Source organism: Peterkaempfera podocarpi (genome assembly GCF_042466665.1).
GTDB classification, from domain to species: Bacteria; Actinomycetota; Actinomycetes; order Streptomycetales; family Streptomycetaceae; genus Peterkaempfera; species Peterkaempfera podocarpi.
The window spans coordinates 8,793,895-8,817,762 of the sequence record NZ_CP162102.1 but is presented as its reverse complement, the minus strand read 5'-3'; the positions used below and the strand labels follow the sequence as shown (position 1 = coordinate 8,817,762).

27 protein-coding genes and 4 pseudogenes are annotated in these 23,868 nt (G+C 69.7%); 11 read left to right on the top strand and 20 right to left on the bottom strand.

The features are described 5' to 3' along the window. Window positions 1-88: 88 nt before the first annotated feature. The 4 genes and pseudogenes from AB0761_RS38465 to AB0761_RS38450 all read right to left on the bottom strand — a co-directional run bounded on the left by AB0761_RS38465 (window position 89) and on the right by AB0761_RS38450 (window position 3,644). Window positions 89-272, bottom strand: a pseudogene (locus AB0761_RS38465) (hypothetical protein). A gap of 67 nt (window positions 273-339) precedes the next feature. Next, window positions 340-666 carry a hypothetical protein gene (locus tag AB0761_RS38460; RefSeq protein ID WP_377266752.1) on the bottom strand — a complete coding sequence of 109 codons (327 nt, stop codon included), beginning with the start codon at window positions 664-666 and terminating at the stop codon, window positions 340-342. 150 nt (window positions 667-816) lie between these two features. Further along, a complete protein-coding gene (locus AB0761_RS38455) occupies window positions 817-1,851 on the bottom strand; it encodes a hypothetical protein (protein ID WP_377266753.1) in 1,035 nt (344 codons plus the stop codon). After that, the gene (locus tag AB0761_RS38450; protein ID WP_377266754.1) at window positions 1,848-3,644 is read right to left on the bottom strand and encodes an SbcC/MukB-like Walker B domain-containing protein; all 1,797 of its coding nucleotides are present in this window, start codon (window positions 3,642-3,644) and stop codon (window positions 1,848-1,850) included. Before AB0761_RS38450 ends, AB0761_RS38455 begins: the two co-directional genes overlap by 4 nt. Before the next feature lie 272 nt (window positions 3,645-3,916). On the opposite strand from AB0761_RS38450, the pseudogene AB0761_RS38445 reads away from it, so the two are divergent. The 3 genes and pseudogenes from AB0761_RS38445 to AB0761_RS38435 all read left to right on the top strand — a co-directional run. Continuing rightward, a pseudogene (locus AB0761_RS38445) lies at window positions 3,917-4,276 on the top strand (Helicase associated domain protein); the annotation flags it as partial. 142 nt (window positions 4,277-4,418) lie between these two features. Next, window positions 4,419-4,913, top strand: a complete 495-nt coding sequence (locus AB0761_RS38440; RefSeq protein ID WP_377273885.1) for a transposase — start codon at window positions 4,419-4,421, stop codon at window positions 4,911-4,913. Beyond that, window positions 4,853-5,278 (top strand): transposase, encoded by a 426-nt coding sequence (locus tag AB0761_RS38435; RefSeq protein WP_377274539.1) that lies wholly within the window; start codon window positions 4,853-4,855, stop codon window positions 5,276-5,278. Before AB0761_RS38440 ends, AB0761_RS38435 begins: the two co-directional genes overlap by 61 nt. On the opposite strand, the gene AB0761_RS38430 is transcribed toward AB0761_RS38435, so the two are convergent. Beyond that, window positions 5,235-5,777, bottom strand: a complete 543-nt coding sequence (locus AB0761_RS38430; RefSeq protein ID WP_377266756.1) for a hypothetical protein — start codon at window positions 5,775-5,777, stop codon at window positions 5,235-5,237. The two genes, AB0761_RS38435 and AB0761_RS38430, sit on opposite strands and share 44 nt — an antisense overlap. Between AB0761_RS38430 and AB0761_RS38425 the strand changes: the two genes are divergently transcribed. The 3 genes from AB0761_RS38425 (at window position 5,688) to AB0761_RS38415 (ending at window position 7,324) form a co-directional block, all read left to right on the top strand. Beyond that, on the top strand, window positions 5,688-6,245 hold the full coding sequence (locus AB0761_RS38425; protein ID WP_377274537.1) for a helicase associated domain-containing protein: 558 nt from the start codon (window positions 5,688-5,690) through the stop codon (window positions 6,243-6,245). The genes AB0761_RS38430 and AB0761_RS38425 overlap by 90 nt on opposite strands. Before the next feature lie 109 nt (window positions 6,246-6,354). Beyond that, window positions 6,355-6,651: a helicase associated domain-containing protein gene (locus AB0761_RS38420; protein ID WP_377266757.1), complete on the top strand. Its 297-nt coding sequence runs from the start codon at window positions 6,355-6,357 to the stop codon at window positions 6,649-6,651. A 277-nt stretch (window positions 6,652-6,928) separates the two neighbouring features. Beyond that, window positions 6,929-7,324, top strand: a complete 396-nt coding sequence (locus tag AB0761_RS38415) for a hypothetical protein (RefSeq protein WP_377266758.1) — start codon at window positions 6,929-6,931, stop codon at window positions 7,322-7,324. Window positions 7,325-7,617: 293 nt separating this feature from the next. On the opposite strand, the gene AB0761_RS38410 is transcribed toward AB0761_RS38415, so the two are convergent. From AB0761_RS38410 to AB0761_RS38365, 10 genes are all read right to left on the bottom strand, one after another. Next, the gene (locus tag AB0761_RS38410) at window positions 7,618-8,118 is read right to left on the bottom strand and encodes a hypothetical protein (RefSeq protein WP_377266759.1); all 501 of its coding nucleotides are present in this window, start codon (window positions 8,116-8,118) and stop codon (window positions 7,618-7,620) included. Between the two features lie 271 nt (window positions 8,119-8,389). Beyond that, window positions 8,390-9,010, bottom strand: coding sequence for a hypothetical protein (locus AB0761_RS38405; RefSeq protein WP_377266760.1), 621 nt, complete (start codon window positions 9,008-9,010; stop codon window positions 8,390-8,392). A 253-nt stretch (window positions 9,011-9,263) separates the two neighbouring features. Continuing rightward, window positions 9,264-9,890, bottom strand: coding sequence for a hypothetical protein (locus AB0761_RS38400; RefSeq protein WP_377266761.1), 627 nt, complete (start codon window positions 9,888-9,890; stop codon window positions 9,264-9,266). A gap of 293 nt (window positions 9,891-10,183) precedes the next feature. Next, window positions 10,184-10,735 (bottom strand): hypothetical protein, encoded by a 552-nt coding sequence (locus tag AB0761_RS38395; RefSeq protein ID WP_377266762.1) that lies wholly within the window; start codon window positions 10,733-10,735, stop codon window positions 10,184-10,186. A 118-nt stretch (window positions 10,736-10,853) separates the two neighbouring features. Beyond that, entirely contained in the window at window positions 10,854-11,405 is a 552-nt protein-coding gene (tpg, locus tag AB0761_RS38390; protein WP_377273893.1) for a telomere-protecting terminal protein Tpg, read from the bottom strand. A gap of 9 nt (window positions 11,406-11,414) precedes the next feature. Continuing rightward, window positions 11,415-13,730, bottom strand: coding sequence for a telomere-associated protein Tap (gene tap, locus AB0761_RS38385; RefSeq protein WP_377266763.1), 2,316 nt, complete (start codon window positions 13,728-13,730; stop codon window positions 11,415-11,417). A gap of 16 nt (window positions 13,731-13,746) precedes the next feature. Next, the gene (locus AB0761_RS38380; protein ID WP_377273884.1) at window positions 13,747-14,133 is read right to left on the bottom strand and encodes a hypothetical protein; all 387 of its coding nucleotides are present in this window, start codon (window positions 14,131-14,133) and stop codon (window positions 13,747-13,749) included. Window positions 14,134-14,541: 408 nt separating this feature from the next. Further along, complete coding sequence (locus tag AB0761_RS38375) at window positions 14,542-15,234, bottom strand: hypothetical protein (protein WP_377266764.1); 693 nt, start codon at window positions 15,232-15,234, stop codon at window positions 14,542-14,544. A 99-nt stretch (window positions 15,235-15,333) separates the two neighbouring features. Next, entirely contained in the window at window positions 15,334-15,960 is a 627-nt protein-coding gene (locus AB0761_RS38370) for a hypothetical protein (protein ID WP_377266765.1), read from the bottom strand. A 76-nt stretch (window positions 15,961-16,036) separates the two neighbouring features. Then, on the bottom strand, window positions 16,037-16,438 hold the full coding sequence (locus tag AB0761_RS38365; RefSeq protein WP_377266766.1) for an ATP-binding protein: 402 nt from the start codon (window positions 16,436-16,438) through the stop codon (window positions 16,037-16,039). 189 nt (window positions 16,439-16,627) lie between these two features. On the opposite strand from AB0761_RS38365, the gene AB0761_RS38360 reads away from it, so the two are divergent. Further along, entirely contained in the window at window positions 16,628-16,909 is a 282-nt protein-coding gene (locus tag AB0761_RS38360) for a hypothetical protein (protein WP_377266767.1), read from the top strand. Window positions 16,910-16,912: 3 nt separating this feature from the next. On the opposite strand, the gene AB0761_RS38355 is transcribed toward AB0761_RS38360, so the two are convergent. Beyond that, window positions 16,913-17,287 (bottom strand): MerR family transcriptional regulator, encoded by a 375-nt coding sequence (locus AB0761_RS38355; RefSeq protein WP_377266768.1) that lies wholly within the window; start codon window positions 17,285-17,287, stop codon window positions 16,913-16,915. Window positions 17,288-17,341: 54 nt separating this feature from the next. Here AB0761_RS38355 and AB0761_RS38350 point away from each other — a divergent pair. Further along, window positions 17,342-18,483, top strand: a pseudogene (locus AB0761_RS38350) (alkene reductase). 96 nt (window positions 18,484-18,579) lie between these two features. On the opposite strand, the gene AB0761_RS38345 reads toward AB0761_RS38350, so the two are convergent. The 4 genes and pseudogenes from AB0761_RS38345 to AB0761_RS38330 all read right to left on the bottom strand — a co-directional run. Further along, on the bottom strand, window positions 18,580-18,948 hold the full coding sequence (locus tag AB0761_RS38345) for a hypothetical protein (RefSeq protein WP_377266770.1): 369 nt from the start codon (window positions 18,946-18,948) through the stop codon (window positions 18,580-18,582). Beyond that, window positions 18,923-19,471: a DUF4262 domain-containing protein gene (locus AB0761_RS38340; RefSeq protein ID WP_377266771.1), complete on the bottom strand. Its 549-nt coding sequence runs from the start codon at window positions 19,469-19,471 to the stop codon at window positions 18,923-18,925. Before AB0761_RS38340 ends, AB0761_RS38345 begins: the two co-directional genes overlap by 26 nt. 112 nt (window positions 19,472-19,583) lie before the next feature. Continuing rightward, window positions 19,584-20,444: an inositol monophosphatase family protein gene (locus AB0761_RS38335; RefSeq protein WP_377266772.1), complete on the bottom strand. Its 861-nt coding sequence runs from the start codon at window positions 20,442-20,444 to the stop codon at window positions 19,584-19,586. Between the two features lie 46 nt (window positions 20,445-20,490). Continuing rightward, window positions 20,491-20,679 (bottom strand): annotated as a pseudogene (locus tag AB0761_RS38330) (hypothetical protein); the annotation flags it as partial. Between the two features lie 146 nt (window positions 20,680-20,825). On the opposite strand from AB0761_RS38330, the gene AB0761_RS38325 reads away from it, so the two are divergent. The 3 genes from AB0761_RS38325 (at window position 20,826) to AB0761_RS38315 (ending at window position 23,853) form a co-directional block, all read left to right on the top strand. Then, window positions 20,826-21,890 carry a tyrosine-type recombinase/integrase gene (locus AB0761_RS38325; RefSeq protein ID WP_377266773.1) on the top strand — a complete coding sequence of 355 codons (1,065 nt, stop codon included), beginning with the start codon at window positions 20,826-20,828 and terminating at the stop codon, window positions 21,888-21,890. Further along, complete coding sequence (locus AB0761_RS38320) at window positions 21,887-22,201, top strand: helix-turn-helix domain-containing protein (protein WP_377266774.1); 315 nt, start codon at window positions 21,887-21,889, stop codon at window positions 22,199-22,201. Before AB0761_RS38325 ends, AB0761_RS38320 begins: the two co-directional genes overlap by 4 nt. A 581-nt stretch (window positions 22,202-22,782) precedes the next feature. After that, complete coding sequence (locus tag AB0761_RS38315; RefSeq protein WP_377273883.1) at window positions 22,783-23,853, top strand: integrase; 1,071 nt, start codon at window positions 22,783-22,785, stop codon at window positions 23,851-23,853. Window positions 23,854-23,868 lie beyond the last annotated feature (15 nt).

Genomic DNA, 23,868 nt, shown 5'->3' with positions numbered 1-23,868 from the left:
GAGCCTCCTGCACGGTGGTAGAAGGGGCGGGAACGTGCCGAGCGCCGCGCCCGGCCGGAAGGGCGCGGCGCGGCGCTCCGGGGTGGTCCTACTTGGTGATGGGGTCGGTGACCACGAGGAACTGGTCGGTGCTCAGGTCCATCACGACCTGAGCGTTGGTGTCCTGGGCCGCGCTGGGCGGCGGCGCACTCTTCGGTCGGCCAGGAGCCGCGGGGGCCTCCGGCGGGGAACCGCTCCAGGACGGTTCGGGCCTGAGCGGTAGTGGCGACCATCAGGTGTCGCCGCCGTTCACGCGTTCGTGGATGTCAATGAGATGGGCGATGGTGTCGGGGTTGTCCGCTAGGCCGACCCACTGCCCGAGCGTGGTGAAGACGGGGATCTGGTCGCGGTCGGGGTCGAAGATGACGCAGTAGTCGCCGTACCTCCGATCTTGACGGTGTCTCCGTCGACGCGGATTGTCTCGCGGGCGGCAGGGATGCAGCCTTCGCGGTGCAGGAAGAGTTCCAGGAGCTGGACGGTCTCCTCGAAGGTACGGCGGGCGCGACGGACGGGGGTGAACGGGTTGGTGTCGGGGGTGAGGCCGAGGGCGGCCATCAGTTGCTGCTGGCCGGGGTGGAGGGTGGGCCAGGTGGTGAGCTGGCGGTGCAGCCAGGAGCCGATCTTCACCCCGGCCAAGAGGGTGGCGCAGGTGAGTGCGGCGGGGTCGGCGCCGGATTCGAGGTGGGCGCGCAGCAGGTGGTACTTGCGGTGCCAGTCCGCTCCGTGCAGGAGGCGCCAGTCGGTGCGGCGCGAAGCGGAAATGCGAGGAACTGCGGCTCAGCTCGCCGCTGCCACGCGTAGGGCCCTGCTGAGTAGGGCAGGGTTGCCCAGGCGGCGGCGCAGTTCCCTCTCCAGCCCGGCGACCGGCACCAGGTTCTGGGGGGCCCGGGCGTCTTTGTACTCGCAGCTGGCGTATCGCGGCAGTATCAGTTGCGAGAGGTTGGCCAAGGCGATCGCCTCCGGGGTGGGCATGTCGGCGGCGCATTCCAGCCGTACTATTCCGGCCCACGGGGCGCCGGGCGTACACGGTAGGCGTAGGTACCAGGCGTGCCGGTCCCAGGAGGTGCCCATCAAGAACACCGGGGTGCGTTCGCCGGCGGCCAGGTCGCTGACCATCGCGTGCAGGTCGGGCGGCAGGTAGGCGGTGCGGTGGGATTTGATGAGCCCCAGCGCTCGCGGCAGATGGGTGCGGCCGCGCAGCGGACCGTCCACCACCAGCAGGTCCGAGCCGGCGGCGACGCCGTGGCCGGCTAGGGCAGTGCGGGCGTTGGCGGCGACGAGAATTTCAAGGTCGCCGAGTCGGCGTTGCAGTGCCGCTGAGAGCAGCACTGCAAGGTTTTCTTCCTGGTCGTCAAAGGTGATGTTGGCCTGGTAGGTACCGGCCGTGGTGGGCACGTCGACGGCGTTGGTGGCGGTGGTGAACAGGCCGCGCCGGGATTCGATGGTCAGCAGGTGCGCGCCACGGTCGGGGCAGCAGCACACGGTGCCCGCCGCATAGGAGGCGCATAGTGCCATCTGGGCGTCGTCGGCGTGGTTGATGGCGCTTGGGGCCGGTTCGGCGGCCGGGGGCTGCTCGATCCAGATGCGGGCCTCGACGCGGCGTACGCCGTCGACGAACAGGACTGCGCCGGGGTCGGGCACGTGGGAGGGCGAGATGGGCTTCCAGTCGGCCGGGGCGAGTTCGAGGTCGGGGATGACTTTGGCGGTCGAGTCCCCGATGGTGTTCTCGGCGTTTTCGACGCTGGAGCCGTAGGTGGGGTCCCAGCCGTCGACATGGAATCGCATCCGGGCCGCATGTGCCGTGCTTGTCATGCGCCTTCCCGGGTGACGACGGAAGTGTGGGGGTCGCGGTGTACCTGGAAGCGGACCGGTACCCGTTCGGCGAGCCCGGTGACGTGGGTGATCACCCCGACCATCCGCTCCCCTTGGGCGAGATTCTCCAGGGTGTCGGCGACCATCTCGAGCGAGTCGGGATCAAGGGTGCCGAATCCTTCGTCGAGGAATATGGACTCGAGCTTCGTCGCGCCGCCCATGCCGGCCAGCTGGTCGGACAGGGCCAACGCCAGTGACAGGCTGGCCTGGAAGGTTTCGCCGCCGGACAGGGTGCGAACCGAGCGTTGTGAGTCGGCGTCGGAGTGGTCGATGACGTAGAACTCGCCTTTGTGGTGGCTGAGGTCGAATCGGTCACCCGACAACCGGCGCAGCGACTGCGAGGCACCCGCGACCAGGGTGTCGAGGGCTGAATCGGCCAGCCACTGCGGGAACTTGTTGGACCGCATCAGTCTGGCCAGCTCGGCGGCCACCTGTTGCTGGGTGCGGGCGCTGTCGATCTTGTCCTGTATGGCGGCGGCGTCGGCGAGGCTGCGCTGGATCATCTCTACCCGGCCCCGGGCCCGTTCGGCTGCGACCGCTACCACCCGGGGGGCTTGGGCGGCGCGCTCGGAGCCGTCGCCGAGGACTTGGGGATCCAGGTCTTGGTCGCGCAGCAGACCCTCCAGTTGGCCCAGGAGTTGCTCGGCTTCGTGGTGTGCGGTGTGGGCGTCGACTTGTGCGCGCAGGGTGTCGGCCTGCCGGTCGTCGGCCGCGCGGGTGGCCCAGGCGGCCAGGCTGGCCCAGGCGGCGGCGAGGTCGTCGGTGTCCAGGCTCGGCGGTTTAAGGGCCGCCACCGCGTCCCGGGCAGCGGTCAGCTCGGACCAGGCGGTCGCGGTGCGAGCCTGCCACTGCTGCTGTTCGGCCTCCGCCGCCTTGAGTGCCTCGCGTGTCTGACTTGCCTCGGCTGTGGCGGTCTCCACGGCCGCTTCGAGGCGGTCGCATTCCTCCAGTAGGCCCGGCAGTGCATCTGTGGGCGGCGCCTGGTCCAGCAGCGTCTGCAGTTCACTCAGGCGGTCGGTCAGGGTGCTCTGCGCGTGGTCGGCGGCTGCGCTCTGCTGGACGGCGGTGGTGTGGTCGCTGTGGGCGGTGGCGTGTGCTTGCTCGGCTGCTTCCAGCGTGGCGGTCGCGTCCTGGTGGGCCTGATGGCAGGTGGCGACCTCGGCCTGGGCGGCTGAGAGGTCGTTTTCCACCGTGGACCTCTGGGCCTGGGCCCACGCTTCCAGGTCGGACCAGGCGGCGGTCACGTCTTGGGTGTCGACGGCAGGTGGGTCGAGTTCGGCCAGGGCGCCCAGCTGCGTGTGGAGGTCACTGCGGGTGCGATCGATCTCCCTTTGCAGCGTGGCGACGGCCGCAGTGGCGGAGGTGTGCGCGGCTTTGGCCTCCTGTACCGCGGCACGTGCCTGCTGCTCAGTGGCAGCCAGCTGGTCACGGGCTGCGGCGCGTTCGTCAAGATGGGCGCGGTCGGCGTCATAGTCGCGTTCGGTGTCGGCAGGACGATCGGGCAGCAGCATGCCCAGCCGCTCATCGAGCAGGGTGCGCCGCTGGGTCAGGGTGTCCGCGGCGCGCTGCTTGGCGGTAACCGTCGTGGTGGCGGCCTGACGCTGGGAAAGCAGGTCACGGTGTTTGTGGGCCGCAGCGTCACGCGCGCCCTGGGCGGCGGCCAGGGCCGGGTCGGACAGCGGCGGCGGGAGGATGGTGACGCTCTGCTCGCAGACCGGGCAGGCGTGGCCCACTTGGAGCTGAGGGCGTAGCTGGGCGGCACCGGCGAGGGTGCGGGGAGAGCCGTGAGCAGCTCGAGCCGGTCACGGCCGACCCGGGTGGTATCGGCGCGGCCGGGCAGCAGCGTCAGCGGGATCACGGCCGTGTCCCCCACACCTGCTCCAGCGCCGCGGGGCGCCCGGGATCTGCTGCTGGGGGTGGTGTCGTGCGCGCGGGACCGGATGGTGTTGCAGCGACTCTGGCCATGACCGCCCTCGACGCCTGGGGCTGCCTGACCATCAGAGCCGAGGAAGCCTGGGAGACCAAGCTGGCCGCGCTGCGGTCCTACCGGCGGGCCACCGGGCACCTCGCGCCGCGCCAGGACCAGGTGTGGGGCGAGGAGAAGGCGATGGTCCCGGTCGGGCAGCACATGGCCAACCTCCGCCGCACCGGCGGCCTCGGCAAAGACCCCGAGCGGGCCGAGAAGCGCGCGGCGCAGCTGGCGGCGATCGACGAGGACTGGAACTGCCCGTGGCCACTGGACTGGCAACGCCACTACCGGGTGATCGCCGACCTCGTCGACGCCGACGGCGTCCTCCCCGACATTTCCCCCGGCGTCCTCTTCGACGGCGACGACCTCGGCACATGGCTGAAGCGGCAACGTAAGTGGCTGTTGTCGTTCCGGTCTTGAGGGGTGGCGGTCGAACGGGAGTCTCGATCGGGTGAGTGCGGCGACTGGCGCGCATGAAAGCAGGGCCTCTTGGTAGCTCAAAGGGTGTCTACGCCAAAAAGCTGTCCAGGAGGCCCTGTTGTCGCAGTTCTACGGCATCACGGATGCGGAGTCCATTTCGGTCACCCTTGCGTGTGACTGCCTGGCTCACCGGTTCGGGAACGCCGGCGACCACGGGGTGCGCGAGCGCCGCTACCCGACCGACATGTCCGACGCCGAGTGGGCGGTGGTGAGGCCGCTGCTGCCGGTGCCGGGCTGGCTGCGGGGGCGGGGCGGGCAGCCGGAGGCGTACTGCCACCGCGCGATACTGGACGCAATCCGCTACCTGGTCGACAACGGAATCAAGTGGCGGGCCATGCCAGCCGACTTCCCACCGTGGGACCGGGTCTACGCATTCTTCCGCCGCTGGCGCGACCACGGCATGGTCAAGGAGTTCCACGACCGCCTCCGCCGCAAAGTTCGCGAGCAGGCAGGGCGGGATCCGGAGGCAGCCGCGGCTTCGACGGCGGCAAGCTGGTCAACGGCCGCAAGCGGCACGCCGTGGTCGACACTCTCGGCCTCCTGCTCGCCGTGATGGTCACCAGCGCGGATGTCGGAGACCGTACGGCAGCCCAGGTCCTGCTCGCCCAGGTTGCCGCCGCGCATCACCTGCTGGCCCTGGTCTGGGCCGACGGCGGCTACACCGGCAGCCTCGTCGGGTACTGCCTCGCCGCCCTCGCCCTGGTCCTCGCCATCATCAAGCGCAGCGACGACATGCGCGGCTTCGTCGTGCTTCCCAAACGCTGGATCGTGGAGCGGTTCTTTGCCCACCTGATGCAAAGCCGCCGCCTCGTGCGAGACTTCGAACGGTCCACCAGCAGCGCGGAGGCGATGGTCTACTGGTCGATGACGCAGCTCATGACCCGCCGCCTGGCCCGGCCACGCCCTTCGGCAGCGTGAACCGGCCCGGCGCCGACTCGACCAGCCAGCTCCGGGCTACCAGCCGCTTCGCCTTCGACCGCAACGCCTCGACCTTCGCGGGCACCGGGTCCAGACCGAAGCAGGCGGCCATCTCCTGGCAGGTCAACGGTCCTTGACCGAGACGGTTCCGGTCCGCGAGAACCTGCAGGATCCGTTGGTAGTCCGCCGACAGTGCCGACCAGGCCAGCCCCGCACGCCACATCGGCACCACCGATTTCGGTTTCGCGGCGTCCGAGGATGCAGGCGGCACCGGCGGGGCACCACGATCCGCCCAGTTCTCGCAGGCGTCGGGGCTGGCATCGTCGTCGCCCGGGGCCAGGACCTCGCCGACGCGCGAGCGGGCGATGACCCACTCGTTCCACTCCCGCTCGACCACGACCAGCTCAGCCTGGATACGGTCGGCCTCCTCCCGCAGCTCGTCCATGCGACGGCGAGCGATCAGCTCACGCTGTTCCAACAGCCCCACGACCGACGGCATCCCCGACCCCCATCTCAGCGACGACTCGACACGTCACCACTCTCCCCGAGACCGCCGGCCCCATGCCCGACCAGCGAAAACGCAGCCCTCAACGCCGGAAAGACAACAGCCACTAAGGCGAGCACCTGGGCGCAACTGTCCACCGAGCAGCAGCAGCGGCTGTCCGACCTGGGCGTACGGCCCGCACAGGCGCCGCCTGGCGCTCCCGCGGCCAACGGCAGGGCCAAGTCAGGGGCCAAGGCGCAGCAGGCGTTCCAACGCGGCCTGGCAGCCCTCGCCCAGTACGTTGCACGCGAGGGCCACCACCGCGTCCCCAGGACCCATGCAGAAGCACTCGTGGTGGAGGGCGAAGCGGGGCAGGCGGTCATCAAGCTGGGGGTATGGGTCTCCAACACCAAGGCGAGGCGGGACAAGCTCACCCCCGAGCAGCTCGACGCACTGCGTCAGCTGGGCGTGCAGTGGGCGTGACCAGCCGGCGTCCACCCAGGTCGCCCTCGGCGGGCCTACGGGTGACGCTTCCGCGCAGCCCGTGCCGGCGAAGCGGCTGCAGGTTCGGGAGCATTAGCGCGAGCTGCTCATGGCCCTGGGCATCGACCACGACCCCGTGGCCGTCGCCGCACGAGCCGCAGCCACAGCGCCGCGGCGTAGCCAAGCTGAGCGGTTCCAGCAAGGCCTGGCAGCCCTCGCCGCGTTCGTCGAGCGGGAGGGCCATGCCCGGGTATCCCGCACCCACGAAGAACCCCTCCAGGGCACGGGCGGGGCCTCCACGGCGTTCTCGCTGGGGGTGTGGATCAACAACGTGCGGGCACGGCGCACCAAATTTACCGAGGAGCAGACCACCGTCCTCGATACCCTCGGCATGCGATGGACATAGACGACCTGCCCGGACAGGGCATCCCTTCGGGGCTGGGGGTCTGATCGGCGGATACCTCGGGACCCGTCCCCAGCACTCCTGTCCGAGACCGCCGACTGCTCGCCCGCTCCCTTACCGCTGGCATCGGCGCGCTCTACGTCGGTCGGACCCTGCACCGAGCGGGCAGAGCTCAGGCCCCGGCGCCGGGCCGTTGATCCGGGGACGGGTTCGCAGGTGGGAAGTCCCGCCAGCTGGCGGGTGGGTGCCGGCTGGGCAGCGCGCTCCGTAAGGTGGTCCGATGTTCGATCGTTTGGAGATCAGGGTGTTGCCGCCGGAACCCCGGTTCGCTGCCCAGTTGCGGTTCTGGGTCAACGGCGAGGACGTGGTCGAAGAGGCCGTCGGCGAAGGCGGCCGCGGACCGTACGCGGCCGATGCCCTGCCGGTCGGCCGCCTCAGCCCTCTCCGGGCGACCAGCGAGGCGCGCCGCCTGGACCTGGGGGAACCGGAGTGCACTGGCGGCTGCTGCGGCTTCCTGACCGTGGTGGTGCAGCGGTTCGGGGAGATCGTGCGGTGGTCGGACTGGGAGGTTCCGTGGGCGGCGCACACCCCCGTGCCCGATCCCCCGCCGGAGCTCCATTTCGACGCGAGTCACTACGACGCCGAAGTGGCTCGCGCGGAGGCGGACCGCTGGTAGTCAGGTACACCCGTAGCCCAGCGTGCCGCCACCCGCCGGCTGCCGGCTCATACCGGCCCGCGTCCTTGGTTCCGCCTCTGACAACGCCGCTCGGGTGGCAGCAGAGAGCGTGGCAGGAGGCACTGGCGGGGCCAGGTATCGGGCCCCGCCGAGCAGGATGGTCCGGTGCCCGGCCGGCCGGCCGCCGGGCACCGCGCCGCACGGGGTCAGGCCCGGGGCTGGTCGTGGTCCTGGCCGACGGTGTCGCCGCCAAGGACGGCACAGGCCCCATGGCCGGGACGCGCCTCTGACTGTCAGGGGAAGACCTTGCCGGTGATGTCGGGAGGCACCCGGATCTGTCCTGATTCGATGTAGGTCGAGAGTCGACTCTGGTCGGTCTCGATCACTCGCAAGATGTAGTACGCGTAGCCGAGGATGTCTGGTGAAGTGCCAGTCCATAGCTGGTGGTACAGGCTCCAGAGTCCTTGCCTAGCGATCTCTTGGCATGCCGCTTCCGAGTCTTCGTCGTCACTCCACACAAGACCCGCCAGAAGGTCCAGGCACGCGATCGTGGCCCCGGGAGACATCTCCTCGGTGAGCGCTGCCATGAGCACGGACGTGACGGGAACCGCGGGCTCCTGCGGAAAGGACTGGATCAGCACGTGACAGTCCAGGCGAGGTTCCTCCGCCTCCTTGCGGGATCGCGCCCTGACCAGGTGTCTGAGGTCGTCAGGGAGATGCACTGCGGTCTTGTCGCAGGCGCAGTCGAGTGCTGACCAGTCATAACGTGCCAGCTCGGCGTCGAACAGCCGCACGCGTTCACCCTTCTCTCAGGTGTAGACGCGCCAGCCACAGGCCTACCTGTGGACGACTCCTGCCGTCCGCCATCCTCCCGCACCCGGCCGAAGCACCGCCAGCACCATCCCCCGGGCACGGAAAGCTGGCGCTGACCCCGCACATCGTCCCGCGACCATCCCCGCGGGCGCGGGGAGCAGGCCGGCGCTCCCCACACACCCCGGCGGCCGCAGCAGGGCCAGGCGGACATGAGACGGCAGCCGGAAAGCCCGGTCGAGGCGCTCATACACCTCAGAGCATCCGCTGGGCCGTCGCTGCCTGTGCTCGGAGTGCGTCGGCCTCCTCGTGTTGCCCCTGGGCAGCCAGGATCCGCGCCCGGTACTCCATCGCGTACCCGTCGCCCAGTTCCTCGGCTCGCAGGAAAGCGTGCACGGCCCGCTCCTGGTTGCCGCGGTCCCGGAAGGCCACGCCCAGCGCGGTGATCGGGAACGCCTCGTCCTGTGCGAGGATCACCGGCGCCCAGCGTTCGACACCGGCCGCATCCCCACGGTCGAGGGCCTGCTTGACGAGTCCCAGCATGGCGTCGGGATCACCGAGCGCCGCGGTCTGCTCCCAGACCACCTGCGCGCGGTTCGCGTCACCGGCCACCGCGTGCAGCATTCCCAGGTTGTAGCCGGCAGCCACGTTCCCGGCTGCCCACGCTTGGCCCCACCAGTGCAGCGCGCCGGACCGGTCACCTTTCAGGTGCAGGGCTGCCGCCAGGTTCCCCATCGCCACGTCGTCGCCCAGCTCGGCCGCAGCCGCGAGCTCGGCCAGCTCCTGATCGGGCGGCATCTCGGCCATGTCGGCCGGCAGCCGAACCGACACCAGCTCCTCGTCCGCCTCCGACCGCCGGCGGAACCACCAAGCCATCAGCAACCACCTCGGCAGTACAGCCGCACCGACCCCCGGCATGGCGGCACGCGAACATCTGTCACCCGGCAATCATCCCAGCCCCGACGCTGACCGCTTGGGGTGAATGCGAGCCGGAGGGTGTCGAGATCTCCAGTGCGAGCGTGATCAGCATCCATGCCCGCATTGCTACCAGCTCAGTCCGGCATCCCGGACGTCGCCCTCCCCAACCAGACCCCCGCGGCCTGCGGGCACTGATCCGGGGCCGGCGCCGCTACGAAGTCGTGTCATCACGGCTCACGGCCGCGGCCTCGCCCTGGTCCAGGGCTTGACGCGCGTGCTCCAACGCCACCCGCACGTCCCGGTGGCCGGTCTCGTCGCGGGACCAGATGCGTGTCCGGCGGCGCGGGTTGTCGCTGTCCCAGCCGTCGACTTCCAGGACGGCGACGGTCTGCGAAAGCTGCCAGCGCGACGTGCCCCAGGAGGCTTCAGACACGTCCGCGAGGCCGTCGATCAGTCCGGCAGCCATCGTGGCCAGGGTGTCGATCGGCCAGGGCGTCCACGTTGCGACGGTGTCAGTGAGCGCGTGCGACTCGATCACGTGCGGGACAGACGGGGCCAGCCGAAGGTAGGGGCGACCGCCGTCCACGTCAGTGCCGACGCTTTGGTCGGTGTGGATCAGGTCCCGGCAGGGCTTCGACACGTGCTCACCGGCCCACTCGAAGTACCAACCCCCTCCCCTGGTGTCCTGCCAAGCCCGCGTACTCAGGCCGAAGTGGTTGTACTCCCACTGACGGGAACTCGCGTAGCGCTCCCCGTTCACGACCAGGTTGTGCCGCACGTCGTAATGGAGCCCGCCGTACTTCTGCTCGAAGCCCTCGCACCGGATGATGAGATCCATGGGGGCCGGAACCAGCCTGCCCATGTGATCACGTACAAGCCAGAGCTCTATCGGAGCACCGAACCGAGTGGGAACCTCACGCCGACCCGTGCGGCGCAGGAAGTCCCGTGCGCGGGGGAGAGTTCGGACGATTCTTCCAGGATGTGCACCCTGAACTTCATTTCCCAAGGAAGGTGGGGCCGACAGACCGCCACGATACCGGTCGGCTCTAACAGTCCCCGGGGAACTTGACTGCTCCGTGAGGGAAGCCGGTGAGCATTCGGCGGGCTGGGGGTCACATCGATGGGCCGGGGTCAGCCCGTCGTGCGGCTGAGCACTGCACGGAACCGCTCGCGCCCGGCCGTCACGCTTGCGTCCCACAGCCCTGCGGCGGTGCCGGAAGCCGAGAGCGACTGCAGTCGCTGTTCCTCGGAGAGGAAGGCGGTGCCCGTCACGTTCTGATCCAGCATGCCCATCGCGGTCAGCGCAGTGTGGCCGCACGACACCGCGTGATCGACGTTCCCGGAGCCGTTGGCCAGCAAGGCGTAGCGCAGGGTGAGGCCGGCGAAGAACGTGTAGGTGCCGATGATGCTGGTGATCCCGGTCTCGGTCTGCTGGAACTCGGGGAACTGCTCCAGTCGGCGTGTGCGGTCGGCGGCGTCGGGAAGCGGGCGGTCGACGTTCCGGAGGGCGCCGACCGACTGCACGTAGAAGTCCAGGTCGGCTTCCCGTCCCGCCTCGCCCGCCTGCAGGCCGATGAACAGGGGAGCCATCCGCTCCACGCAGGCAGCGGCGTACAGACGAACCACTTCCTCTCCTGCGGTCTGAAGTTGCTCCACGACGGCGTCTTGCACGAGCGTCTTCACACGTCGTCCTCTCTTCACGTGTCACGTGCTCAACTGGTCGACTCAGCCGCTCACCGGCCGGCTGAAGCGCTCGGTGCCCGGCTGCAGTCCGGGGCGTGGGCTGGGGTTCGGGGTGCGTCTACAGGTCGAATTCGAGGTGTTCGACGTCGAGCATGTGGACTTCTTCCAGGCTTCCGGCGCGGCGGCCGCTGTCCTGGAAGTAGACGTCCCTGAGTGCTTCGGCGGTGATCTCCTGGAGGCGCTGGTCGGTGGCGCCCTGCTGGTGGGCATCGAAGAGGCGGGCAGCGTACTGGGGTGGCAGGGCGACGGTCAGGTGCCGTAGGCGGGCGTCGTCGGTCGAGCCGATCGGTGCGGTGTAGCCCAGGCGGGCGCGGACGTCGATGACGATGCCGCCGGTCGTCGCCGCTTTGTGGCGGGCCTGAGCGCGGATCTGCGGCTGCCAGCGTGCCTTGACCTCGGTTTGCAGGCGGGTGGCGAGGGCCGGGCGGGGTGTCCTGGCCTTTCCGGCCACGTAGCGCTCGACTTGCCGCTGGGACATCGCCAGCAGGTCGGCAACCGCCTTGGTGCCCTTGAGCTGCTTGACCAGGTAGCGCATCTGCGCGCCGGCCGACTTGGGGACGCGGCGGGTGAAGGAGCGCTGCACGGCCTCATCGAGGCTGGCTCCGACCATGCTCACCGGCTACTCCCCGTTGTCCGTGGTGGTGACCTGCCCGTCCTTGATGTAGCGGGCGAGGTTGAGTTCGGGGGCGTTGAAGTGGTCGCGGACCTCTTCGCCCCACAGGACGCTCTGGGTGCCCTCGTGCTTGACCAGGCCCGGGTTGATGCCGAGCTTGAAGCCGCCGGGCAGCGGCTGGCCGCCGGGGTAGGGCAGGACGTCCAGGGGGGAGGGGCCGTCGGCGGCGTACACGGCGCAGTCGGAGAGGATCGCGACCGGGTACTGTCCGGTGTGTGCCGCGTGCTTGACGATCTTGCGGTGCAGGTTGATCCGGGTGCGGGAGATGACCGCGGCGCGGATGTCGGGGCGCCAGGTGGGCCGGGACAGGGCCCGCCACGGCTGACCGGGCTTCCAGCCCTCCCCGCGCGGGCGTTCGCGGAGCTTGCCGAGGCCGCCCTTGACGGTGGCCTTGATCGCCGAGACGACGGTCGCCAGGTGAGGGTCGCGCAGGCGGTAGCCGTCCATCGCTGCCAGGAACTCCTGCGGGGCCAGGTCTACGCCGACGCCGAGGTCGGCCATCGTGGCGAGGTAGGCGTCGCGGAGCCGGGTGTACCAGGCGTCCAGGTAGCGGCCGTTCTCGTACCGCACCCAGGCCTCGATGGGGCGTACCGGGTAGCCGAGCTCGACCGCGTAGGCCACGGTGGGTGTCGCGTACCAGGCGGGGCCCTGGGGGCGCTCGCCTGTGGGGGTGAAGGGGCTGGGCAGCATGGCAGCGTCCAGGTTCACCCAGTCCTTGCCGAGCTTGACCTGGGACAGGTCGACGTGGGAGAGGTCGACCAGCCAGGAGCCGGGCAGCTTCGCGTCAAAGGCCGGCGCCTTCAGGTGGGTGGGGGCGCCGAGGCCTACGGTCAGGCCGTTGGCGCCGGCGGCGAAGGCCATGTTGACGTCGATGCCGACCAGGTTGCGGCGCAGGCATTCGGCGTCGGTGAGCGGGCGTGCCCAGTCGTAGGCCTCCTCGAACAGCTTCTCTGCGGGGCCGCGGACGTGGAAGCGGGGCAGGTCGGCGAGGAGCGGGTGCCCGTCGGGGGCCTCGCAGGGCGCGCAGTCCACCGGTTCGTTGCCCAGCGAGCCGGGGTTGTGCGCGGAGTGCCTGTGGCCGTCGGCGTCCGGCTCGGACGCGCGGGTCGGCGGGTGCAGGGCGGTCATCAGCTCCAGGCCGGTCACCGCGGTCGACCCACGGGGCGTCATCACCCGGGAGGCGTAGAGGCCGAGGAGCCAGGCCATGTCCGGCGCCGGAAGCTGCCCGGCGTCGCCCCAGTGGCGGGCATCCAGCGCGTGCCAGGAGGGGATGCACAGCTGGACGCAGGCACGCTCCGAGCCGGTCGCGGGGCGGTAGATCCGCGCCCACGGCCCGAACCCGCGCTTGGTGAGCTTCCACTCCGCGCGCGCCAGCTGCTTGACGGCCTTGTGGCCCTCCGGCAGACGCCCAGCCACGCGCTCTTCCCCGGTGAGGGTGACCGGCAGGCCGTAGCGCTCCAACGCCGCCGCGGTGAGCACCAGCAGCGGGTCGGCGTCCTTACCCGGCCCGGACAGTCTCGGCGCCCCCAGCCTCGCCTCCGTAAGCGTCCACTCCACCAACGCCGGAAGGGATCTGGCAGGTACGTCCAGGACCAGGCCACCGACGCAGTACGCCACCACCTGACCCTCCGCGTCGACGTCGACGACCCCAAGCGGGCCATTGTCGAACCGCGGATCCGCACCCGCGCCAGGGGTGGAGGCCGGGGCCACCTTCGCCGCCGGGCGCCGCGACGACGGCTGGGAGGTGCGCGCCGCACGCGGCACGGCCGCCGAGGCGGCACCGACCGTACGCGCCGCACTCGTCGTCGGAGCAGCGGGCGCTCCACCGGTCGCGGCGGGGCGCAGCTGGGTGGGCTTCTGCGTGGGCCTGGCCGCGGCGTCGGATGCCGGGTCCAGGGATGGAGTCCGGCTGGGTGGGGCCGGGGCGGGCGGGCCGGTGGGCGTGTGCGGCGCCGCCGCCTCCTGGACGAGTACGGTCTCGCCGTTGGGGGCGGGGGCGGGGGCTGGATAGCGCCGGGCGAGGCCCTCAAGCAGTCTGCGGTAGGCCTCCAGGCGCTCGTCCTTGGGCTCGGCGCGGCCTGCCTCCCACGCGTGAATGCTCGGCACGCGTACACCGAGGGCCTGGGCGACGGCGGCCTGGGTCAGCCCGGCCGCCTCCCGCAGCCTGACCCGTTCGTCCAAAGAGGGCAGCACGGTGCCGTCATCGACAGCGGCGAGCAGCGCGTCGACGGCGGTGAACAACTCCTGCGGTTGGTCCGTCATCTCCTGTTCCGCTCCCTTACCGGACGCCTTGACGGATTTCTTCGAGGCGGGTTGTCAGCCGCTGGTAGCGCTGCGAGGCGGCCTGGGAGGAGTTCAGGCCCTGGTGCTGAGCGATCTGCCGCCAGTCCATGCCGCGGCGGCGGGCCTCGATGACCACCTGGGTCTCCAGCCGGTCCAACGTCACACGCATGTCCTCGAACAGACCCAGGCCGGCGCCCACATCGTCGGCTGCCACGTCGGGATGCTGCCCGGCGCTTTGCTGACGGTTGGCGGCGGCCGCAAGCAGGCGCCCCAGCAGCGCCGCGTCCTGCTCCAGGCGGCGAGCCGGAGCCCAGCCGGCGGTGGGATCCTCCGCCAGGGCGGAGAGTCTCCTGCGGGAGGTGTCCTGACCGTCAGATGCCATACCGCAACTCTACCCCGAAAACAACAGAACAACATCACGTTGGTTCATTGTTTCGTTGCCACACGTCCCACTGCTGCAGACCACACGGCCCCTCCACCCGACCCTTCCCGCCAACCGGCAGCAGGGGCCCTCTCGAAGACACCGGCCAGCGCCATGGGCCGGGAAGGGCGAACGTCCCTGCCCCTCGTCCCGGTCCTGGGAACACTGCTGCGGGCGGGTGCAACTCCGCCATCTCGGCGAAGGTTTCGACGAGCCGGTGATCACAGTGACGCAGAAGATGCGCAATACCGTCCCGCAGTTCGGCGTGGTGTATGAGCACCAGATCCGCTCGTCGCCGGCATCACGTCGACGCGCTCCGGCAGCCGGGCACCGCAGGCCGCGCAGTTCCTGACCTTGCGGCCCCGAGCCTCATGCTTCGCCGACTGGCTCACCGTTCAGGGCCGGGTATCCGATCTGAGCGATGTCCTCCGTCAGATCGGCCAGTTCGATCTCGGGGTTCAACGCCGAGACGATCTCCGCGGACAGCAGCTCGAGGTCATAGACACGCTGGACTGCGGCCACGTCGAGCGTCACTTCGTAGTACTCCTCGGCGAACTTCCGGTAGGCGTCGGCAGTGCCCGCGACGAGGACATCGAACAGCCACTCCGCGCCGTCAGCGTCCCCAATGTCGGAGGGGAGGTCCACGTTCCCGGTGTTCCAGTCGGCGTCAGCGGCTTGCCTCCAGAAGCACACGGTCGCCCGGGGCGTCCCTTCCGACTCGCAGAAGGCGGGCTCGAGGACGAGGGCGCGGAAGGCATCCGGGACGGTGTCGAAGAGCCCAGGCCAGGTCTCAAGCGGCTCGGACCGCCACGGGGTCATCGGCGACTCGTGGTCGAAGGCACGCGCATAGGCCCCGGCGGCCGAGAAGACGATCGAGTAGTCGTTCCCCGAGCCATCCCTCATCGAGGCCAGCTCCTGGGTCTGCGACCAGGACCGATCGAAGGAGTGGTGCCGATAACCCCACTCCGGGCACAAGATCGCATCCAGCATCGCCATAGCACGCGAGCGGTCACGAACGGTCCGGACGTCGGGCAGTTTGCCGATCACTTCATAGACACTCATGGGCACATCCAACCGGCAACCACCGACACTCCCTCAGCAGCCCCCAGCGCGGTCAATGGTCAGCACGGAACCGCTGCCACAACATCGCCGTCGACGTCGCTACCCGCTCCATCCTGGCGGCGGGCGGTGGTGCCCATGGAGCCGGTGCCGCTCGCCCCGGTCATGTATAGGGGAACACGGCTGCGGGCGGGTGCAGCTGCGCCATCCCGGCGAAGGTCTCGACGAGCCGGTGATCGCAGTGACGCAGCAGATGCGCAATGGCGTCCGGCAGGTCGGCGTGGTGCACGAGAACCAGATCCGCACGGTGGTGCGGTGCAGGTGCACCAGGTCTGCCCACAGACCGCGCCCGATCCGGTGGGCGCGCAGAACCGTCACCTGGCAGGGGTCCGCAGCCTTGAGGGCAGTGCGGGCGGCACGCTCCTCCTCTTCCCGGGACGCGCGGGCGGCGTGTCGTGTGCCCAGCGCCTGGAGGATGTCATGCCACAGCAGCCCGTCACCCGAGGCCACGGTGGGGTGGACCACGATCCTGCCGCCCGCCGGACTGTGCGCGGCAAGGGCGGTGCGGGTGAACCGCACGTCGTCCTCGCGGTCCAGGACCACGGTGCAGGGCGGACGGCCTTCGGTGCGCAGCGTGCCGGGGTCCGGGCGCCGGGAACAGAGGTCTTTGCATACCAGGACGTCGATGCCGCTCTCGCCGAGCGGATTGATCGGATCCAACAGGCCCACGGCCCCCATTCTCTCTCGACGGGGTCTGTCTGCCTCGCACCCGGGGCAGATGCCGTCTGTGCCCTGCGGGAGCCGGTCATGCCGCCCGGCCCAGCCGGCTGAAGGCCCACCGCAGCAGGTCCCGGTCGACGCGGGGACGGCCGGTACGTGCCAGCGCGATGCGGATATGGGCGGTCAGCTGGGCCCAGGCGCGGAAGTTGCCGTGTGCGGCGTGGCTGTCGGCGAAGGCGATGTCATCGGGGTCGGCGTCGGCCCAGACCGGGTGGAACAGGGGAATGGCCTCCAGGACCTCGCTGGGGGTGAGGCGGGTGAAGTGCTGCCAGATGAAGATGCGGGAGGAGAGCATCGGTTCGCGGCGCAGCACGGTGTGGCAGCCCTCACCGCCGACGAAGATGACCGCGAGCTGGGTTGAGGGTTCGTCCCACAGGTAGCGGAAGTATTCGAACGCCTCCCCGCCCAGCCACTGGGCCTCGTCCACGAGGAAGGTGCGGGGGCGTTCGCCCGGCAGCGGGCCGGGCGGCGGTGCGAACGCGGGCGGCGGGAGCGCTGGTGGCGCCGGGGAGCACGGTGCGGTGGACGGCCGCGGGCAGCGCGGCGGCCGGTTCGCGGCCGGCCCGGTGACGGCCGGCGCAGATCCGCACGCGCCCGGTGTGGGCGGGGGTGCGTGGTGAGCGCGGGAGCGGGGCCTCGGGGCGGGCGGCCGGTGGTGGCGGTCGGCGGGCACGTCGACTTCCAGGGGATCCGGTGGCAGGTCGTGCGCCTGGCCGGGCAGCACCTCCGCCTGGCCTGCGAGGAACGCGAGGAGGTGGTGCTGGCCGGGTACCTGTTCGCCGACCCCACGTTCGCCCTCATCGGCCCCGGACAGGACAGCGTGCCGGAGGCCGCACCGCAGTGTGTCGTCGATCCGATGGTCGCTCGCTCCCCCCGCGTGGTGTTCGGGCTGTCGTGAGGATCAGGGGGAGGCGTCCAGGCCGACTCTTGCGGTGTCGATGACGTCGCTCAGGACGTCGCGGGTACGGAACAGGTCGCCGATCATCCGGTCGATGCGGTCCCGTTCTGCGGTGAGCTCGTCGACGAGCTGCGCGGTGGCGATCTCGCTCGGGCCGCCGTCGGTGTCGCGCATGCACGGCAGCAGGTGCGCGATCTTCTTGCTGTTCAGCCCTGCGGCGTACAGGGCTTGGATGCGGATGACCCGGTCCACTGCCCATGCGCCGAAGTCGCGTTGGCCGCCGGGGGTGCGTTCTGCTCGCAGCAGCCCTTGCGTCTCGTAGTACCGCAGTGACCGCTCGCTGACTCCGCTGCGGCGGGCCAGTTCACCGATCCGCATCGCTCACCTCTCGGACTTGAACGTGACACCGGTGTCAGGTTCTACCGTACCGGCATGACGAGCAGAGCAGTTGACTCGCGCCTCTTCGATTCCGCCTCCCTCGGCGCCTTGCGCCTGCCGAACCGTCTGGTGATGGCGCCCATGACCCGCAACCGCGCCACCGCCGACGGCGTCCCGCAGCCGATCATGGCGACCTACTACGCCCAGCGGGCCTCAGCGGGCCTGATCATCGCCGAGGCCTCCACGCCGAACGCCGTCGGGCAGACCTACCCCCACATCACCGCAATCCACAACGAGGCGCATGTGGCGGGTTGGCGTCGCGTCACCGACGCCGTGCGCGCCGAAGGCGGCCGGATGTTCCTGCAGGTGCAGCACGGCGGCCGGGTCGGCCACCCCGGCAACAGCGGGCTCGACCCCATCGCACCCTCGCCGATCCCGCTCCCCGAGACGATCTTCACCCCCACCGGACACCAGGACGCCGTGGTGCCCCGCGAGATGACGACCGACGACATCCGCTTGACCGTGGCCGACTTCGCCGCTGCCGCCCGAAGCGCCATCGACGCGGGCTTCGAGGGAGTGGAGGTGCACGCCGCCAACGGCTACCTGCTCCACCAGTTCCTGGCCCAGGGAACCAACCGGCGCACCGACGCCTACGGCGGCCCGGTGGCCCATCGCATCCGGTTCGTGCTCGAGGTCGTACGAGCCGTTGCCGACGCGATCGGCCCCGGCCGGGTCGGTGTGCGGATCGCACCCGCAGTGACCGTCAACGGCATCGTCGAGGGCGACACCGAGCAGATCTACCCGGCGCTCATCACCGCCCTGTCCGGCATGGGACTGGCCTACCTGCACGTCGTCTTCGCGGATCCGGACCAGCCCCTGTTCCAGGAGATCCGAAAGACCTGGCCGGGCACGCTGATCGCCAACCCGGTCCTCGGATGGGGAGCGCCGTTGCCGGCCGACGGGGGAAAGCACCAGGGCGAGCGACTTCTCGCCGCAGGAGCAGCACCGGTGCGCCGATCAACCAGGTACGGGACCAGGGCCTGATGTACACCGGCGGAGCAGCCGGCTACACCGACTACCCCACGCTCGCCGCCACCACCGCCACTACCGCCGCTGCCGCCCACGACAACATCGCGGCGCCCGAACAAGCCGAGCCCTCACCCCGGGACCCGGCACACCTGAACCACCGACCCTGAGGATCCGGGAGCGGAGCCACCCCGTGGTGATGAAGCACCATCGGCTGGCTGTGCCTGTTCTCTCGGGAATCGCTTGTCGGCGGCAGCGGGAGTCGTTCAGAAGAGGTCTTGACCCGTTGCCCCGAGCTGGACACGGCCGCCGAGCACATCCGCGACTTCGGCGAGATCCTCACCAGCCGCCTCGCCGCCAAGTTGCCGGACTGGATCAAGGCAGTCGACGGCAGCCAGCTGCCCGGCCTGACCGGCCTGACCGGCTTCGCACTCCATCTGCTCAGAGACCTCGACGCCGTCACAGCCGGCCTCACCCTGGAATCGAGCTCCAGCAGCGTCGAAGGCGCCGTGAACCGCATCAAGAAGATCAAAAGGCAACTCTACGGGCGCGCCGGCTTCGGCTTGCTTCGCAAGATGATCCTGCTTCAGCAGATCCCCACTACCGGGGTCAGAGCTCGGCCGTCCAGACTCCAACTGGGTGCTCGCTGGGCGGCAGCCACAACTGAGGCTGCGACTCCCGATGCCCCTGTCCGGCTACTTCTTCCCAGTGAAAGCACCCGTTCGGGTCGGGCCATGCCACCTGCAGGACCGGGAAGGGCGGCCGCCGGTAGAACCCGATGGCCTGCCCGAAGAAGGTCCGGTACCAGCGAAGATCAGCCCGCCTGAGCCCTACCAGTAGGCCGCGCGCGACGCCGTGATGTTCCTGGCCGTCAGCCAGGACCGTGCCCGACGCGGCCTTCTCGCCGAGTGTGTTGAGCATGCGGTGCATGAGGTGGACATCGAGCCCGAACATCGCGAGCTCAGGTGCACCGTGCGTGTGGGACAGGCCGATCGTGTAGGCGAACCCCGGGCCGATCTCGTCCTCGGGGACCATCGCGACGTGCCATCCGTGTTCCTGCACATTGCCGATGACCGTCCGCTCAACCTGGTCTGCATCGTCTCGGTCACCATAGTCATGGCACAGGACGCATCGGCACTGGAACGGATCACCGGTCATGCGTGGAGAGTACGAGGTGAGCGTTCAAGTTGGGCAGTCGAGCCCGCATTCGAGAGGCTCGTCACGTTCTGTGACCACTCCCCAAGATCTGTGCCAGAACCGAGTTTTGATGTCACCTGGCTGACGCGGCGATGTCCAGAAGCTGTTGGTGGAGGCCAGGCCGAGCGAACAGTGCGCCCCCGGTGTCGGTCCGTTGCTGACCGGAGAGATCGCTAAAGATGCCGCCGGCTTCTTGGACGATCGGGATCAGGGCCGCGATATCCCACGGACCTGCTCCCAACAGGAGGAAGGCATCCAGCCGGCCCGTCACGACAAGGAGCGCCCCGTGGCAGGTGCCGGATCCTGTGGACGGTTTCTTGGGCGTGGGCGCGGTGGAATCAGCGGTGGACCAGTTGAGCGTTGGCGTGGTGCGCGCGGTGCGTGTGGCCAGCGCTGCGGCAATAGCCCGCTGTGTCGGGTTCAGTCTGCGCGGGGGCGGCCAGATGCCGAGGGAAGAGTCGGCCGCTGCGCTGCCCTCGCTGATGGCCAGCCGACGCGCGGAAGTGCAGGGACGGGGTGAAGGGAGACTACTGGTCCATGCTCCCTGGTTGGGTGCCGCCCACCATCGGCGGTTCAGCGCAGGGGCGGAGACCATGCCCAGGGTGATGCGGTGGTTGACCTCCAGCGCGATCAGGGTGCTCCACTCGGGCTCGCCGGCGAGGAAGCTGGCCGTGCCATCGATAGCGTCGATGATCCAGCGGCGATGCCCTTGACCGTGGGATCCGTACTCTTCACCGATGATCGCATCGTTGGGGTGCTGTTCGTGGATTCGCTGACGCAACGCCTGTTCGATCTCTCGGTCGGCAGCGCTGACAGGGCTTCCATCGCTCTTGATCTGTGTTGCCGTGGCACCTGCTCTCCTGTGTCGGCGTGCGATGTCAGCCGCCTGATCGGCGAGCCGATGAGCAAACATCAGATCTGGTGTGTTCGGCATAGGGTGCACTCTGCCCGCGCCACGTGGAGTAGTCATCTTCCGGGAATCAAGGCGTCGCTGAGGACTTCGATCCTTCGTGGGGCGTATCCCAGCTGGCAGCGACCTGCCGGGTCTGGGCTTTGGTGTGAGCGAGTCGGTAGGAGTCGGTGCCGGGCTGGATGATCGCGCCGTTGAAGGTCAGGCAGTCCACGACGGCCGCGCAGAGCCGGGGGTCGGTGAAGGTCTTGGTCCATCCAACTGGGGCTGGCACTTGTTCCCTGTGGAGAGTCTGCCCTGTCACCTGCCCATAGGCGGGTCCTGGCCGTCTCTTTGATTGTCTCGCTGACAGCACGCTTTTGAAGGCTCTACCTTCATTCATCAGGTGCGAGGAAGGTGTGCCCGATGGTGGAGTCGCGTCTGCGGGTGATCGAGGGCCGAGCGGTCCCTGACCTGCCCGCTGCCCTGGACCCGTGGGAGTTCCAGGCGTTATGTGTGGAGGCGTTCGTGGCCTCCTGCCGGGCCCGCGGGTTCAGCCCGGTGACCATCGAGAACGACACCGGCCTGCTGGAGCGGACACTCCAGGCTCTTGGCCGGCCCGCCTGGGACGTCACCCCTGAGGACATCGACCGCGTCGTCGGCGGCCTGGCGGTGGACGGGCGGGCCCCGTCCACCCGCCGCGGCTATGTCCAGATCTTCAAGGGCTTCCACCGGTTCCTGCAGGCCCGAAAAGCCGTCGAGATCGAGGCCGCCTTCGGGATCAGGCTGGTCTGCCCGGTGGACGAGTTCAACGCCTCACGGCATGTCGGCGACGACTCCCCGGCCCTGCTGCCGCCACCGACCTCGGAACGCGTCGACGAGTTCTTCGCCTTCCTCAAGACCCGCATCGCGACCGCACGCAAGTACGCACCCGCCGCCCGCGACTACGCACTGTTCCGGACGCTTTATCACGCCGGCCTGCGCTCGGACGAGGCCGCCCGCCTGGACCGCCCCGACGTCCACTTCGACCGCGGCCCGTTCGGGAAACTGCACGTGCGCTTCGGCAAGGGCGCCCACACCTCCGGACCGCGACCGCGCTGGGTGCCCATGCTCGACCAGGTGGATCTGGTCCTGCACTGGTTCCTCGACGACGTCCGCGGCAAGTTCCCGGACTCGCCCGCGCTGTTCGCCGACGAGTCCGGCGGCCACCTCCACCAGGGCACCGTCCGCAACCGGCTGCGCTATCTGATGGAACTCGAAGGCCGCCCGGCCGCCGACCGCTTCAGCCCGCATGCCCTGCGCCGGGCCTGCGCGACCCACAACTACGAACGCGGAGTGGACCTGGTGGCCATCCAGCAACTGCTCGGTCACTGGACCGTCAGTTCAACCATGCGATATGTCCGACCCTCGGCAACGTTCATCGAGGACGCCTATCGCCGCGTGGTGACCAGCACCCTCAGCGAGCTCACCGGAGAGGATCCCACGTCGTGAACATCAAGTGGAAACTGCGAATCGCCGCCGCCCAGCGCGAGGTCTGGACCGGCGCCCAACTGCGGCGGCTCCTGGCCGAACGGGCTGGCCTGGAGCTTTCCTCCGCATCGGTGTCGGCGCTGTTCACCAAGGAACCCTCGCAGGTGAAGATGTCCACCCTGGCCGCGCTGTGCACCGCGCTCGACTGCACCCCCAACGACCTGATCGAGGTGGACACCACCCCCGTCCAACGCCCCGCCACCCCCGTCCGACCAGCAGCAGTGCTGCCCCGGGCCGCCTCAGCCACCGGCCGGTCGATGCCACCGATCTGACGCGAACGAAATGGATCGACGATGGGCAAGCGCCAGCGGGACTGCCTCGGCTGCGGGGCACCGGTCGGGATCATCGGCCGGGACCACTGCTGCAGCTGCACCGCCCGGATCAAGGACGAAGCCACCCGAACATCCTGTCCGGCCTGCGGAAAGTCACGGGTCCTGCAGGAAGACACCCGACGGTGCATCAACTGCTCGCGGACCTGCACTGCCTGCGGCCGACCAGTGCGGTCTCCAATCGCCACCAGTTGCGGGGCCTGCCGGCGGGAAGCCGAGCGAGTCGCAGCCAAACGGACCTGTCCGCGCTGCCAGCGGCCCGGCTTCCTGCAGATCGCAACCGGCTGGTGCGGCCACTGCTCACGTGTCCGCCAGCCCAAGCAGCCGCCGCGCGAATGCGTCAGCTGCGGCCAGGTTCGACGCCATACCGGGCTGGGACTGTGCTCGGCCTGCTGGCAGAAGCACCCAGACCGGCCCTTCATCACCGCCTCCAACCTGCAAGAACGACTCGCCAACCCGCCGATGTGGCTGGGCGACTTCGCTGGCCACCTCGCCGCCGGCACTGCGCCAGCCGAGCGTGCACCATGATCAGCGCTCTCGGTCGGCTCCTGGAAGACGAGCACCCCAATCACCCGCAGGCTCTCCTGGAGCGTGCTCGCCGCCCCGGCCGCTCGATGGGCTCCCTCGCCCGCGCACTGGAGGACTTCTTCACCCAGCGCGCCCTCGCGCTGCCGACCGACCACGCCGACCAACTCGCGGCCGGCCGCCGCCGGCGCCGCGTCGAAGCCGCCCTGCTCTCGCTCCGGCCCCAAGTCCACGCGTTCTCCGACTCACTGCTGCGAGCACGTGAGCGTGCCCTGCGCGCCGGGACGCTACCGCGCGCCGACATCACCATCGAGGCGACCCTGGCCATCGTCCGCGACCTCGCCCGCTTCCTGGCCGATCAGCGCGGCAAACAAGACTGGGCCCTGGCCGACGTCCACGACATCGAAGCGTTCCTGGCCAACCAGCCCAAGGCCCGCCAGCGCCGGCTGACCGTGCTGCGGCAGTTTTTCCGCTTCGCCCGCTCGGGCAAATTCGTCCTCATCGACCCTACCCGGGGCCTGAAGGCGAAAGGTCCTTCCGGGTTCAGCGGCACCACCGTCGCCGTGGACCAGCAGCGCCAGCTGTTCCGCCGCTGGACCACCACCACCGACGCCCACCCCCACGAGGCCCTGCTTGGAATGCTGGCCCTCCTGCACGCGGCCTCCAGCAGCGAAGTGCGACACCTGCGCGTCGACGACATCGATCCGGTCAACCGCACCATCCAGCTGGGCAAACGCCCGCATCCGGTGCCGATGGACCCGGCCAGCTGGTCAGTCTTGGAACGCTGCCTGGCCCACCGCGAGAGCCAGCGCACCGACAACCCCCACGTGATCGTCACGAAGATCACCAAATCCGGCCGGTCGGCAGCCTCCACCGCCTATGTCAGTCACATCATGGACCCCTGCCGTGTTCCGCCCCGGACGCTGCGGTGCACCCGCCTGGCCGACCTGGTCAACACCCTCGACCCGAAGCTCGTCGCCGCGGCCTTCGGCATGGACCCCGAAGGCGTCATGATCTACCTTGCCGACCACGTCGACGAGGGCCGCTTGCCCAGGCCGAATACACGATGACGTCGGGCGCCGGTT

Coding starts and splice junctions, on each gene's coding strand:
- AB0761_RS38455 (WP_377266753.1), bottom strand. CDS start 1,851: ATGACAAGCACGGCACATGCGGCCCGGATGCGATTCCATGTCGACGGC.
- AB0761_RS38430 (WP_377266756.1), bottom strand. CDS start 5,777: ATGCCGTCGGTCGTGGGGCTGTTGGAACAGCGTGAGCTGATCGCTCGC.
- AB0761_RS38420 (WP_377266757.1), top strand. CDS start 6,355: ATGGCCCTGGGCATCGACCACGACCCCGTGGCCGTCGCCGCACGAGCC.
- AB0761_RS38415 (WP_377266758.1), top strand. CDS start 6,929: ATGTTCGATCGTTTGGAGATCAGGGTGTTGCCGCCGGAACCCCGGTTC.
- AB0761_RS38405 (WP_377266760.1), bottom strand. CDS start 9,010: ATGGCTTGGTGGTTCCGCCGGCGGTCGGAGGCGGACGAGGAGCTGGTG.
- AB0761_RS38400 (WP_377266761.1), bottom strand. CDS start 9,890: ATGGATCTCATCATCCGGTGCGAGGGCTTCGAGCAGAAGTACGGCGGG.
- tpg (WP_377273893.1), bottom strand. CDS start 11,405: ATGGTCGGAGCCAGCCTCGATGAGGCCGTGCAGCGCTCCTTCACCCGC.
- tap (WP_377266763.1), bottom strand. CDS start 13,730: ATGACGGACCAACCGCAGGAGTTGTTCACCGCCGTCGACGCGCTGCTC.
- AB0761_RS38380 (WP_377273884.1), bottom strand. CDS start 14,133: ATGGCATCTGACGGTCAGGACACCTCCCGCAGGAGACTCTCCGCCCTG.
- AB0761_RS38375 (WP_377266764.1), bottom strand. CDS start 15,234: ATGAGTGTCTATGAAGTGATCGGCAAACTGCCCGACGTCCGGACCGTT.
- AB0761_RS38355 (WP_377266768.1), bottom strand. CDS start 17,287: ATGCGGATCGGTGAACTGGCCCGCCGCAGCGGAGTCAGCGAGCGGTCA.
- AB0761_RS38340 (WP_377266771.1), bottom strand. CDS start 19,471: ATGACCGGTGATCCGTTCCAGTGCCGATGCGTCCTGTGCCATGACTAT.
- AB0761_RS38335 (WP_377266772.1), bottom strand. CDS start 20,444: ATGCCGAACACACCAGATCTGATGTTTGCTCATCGGCTCGCCGATCAG.
- AB0761_RS38325 (WP_377266773.1), top strand. CDS start 20,826: ATGGTGGAGTCGCGTCTGCGGGTGATCGAGGGCCGAGCGGTCCCTGAC.
- AB0761_RS38315 (WP_377273883.1), top strand. CDS start 22,783: ATGATCAGCGCTCTCGGTCGGCTCCTGGAAGACGAGCACCCCAATCAC.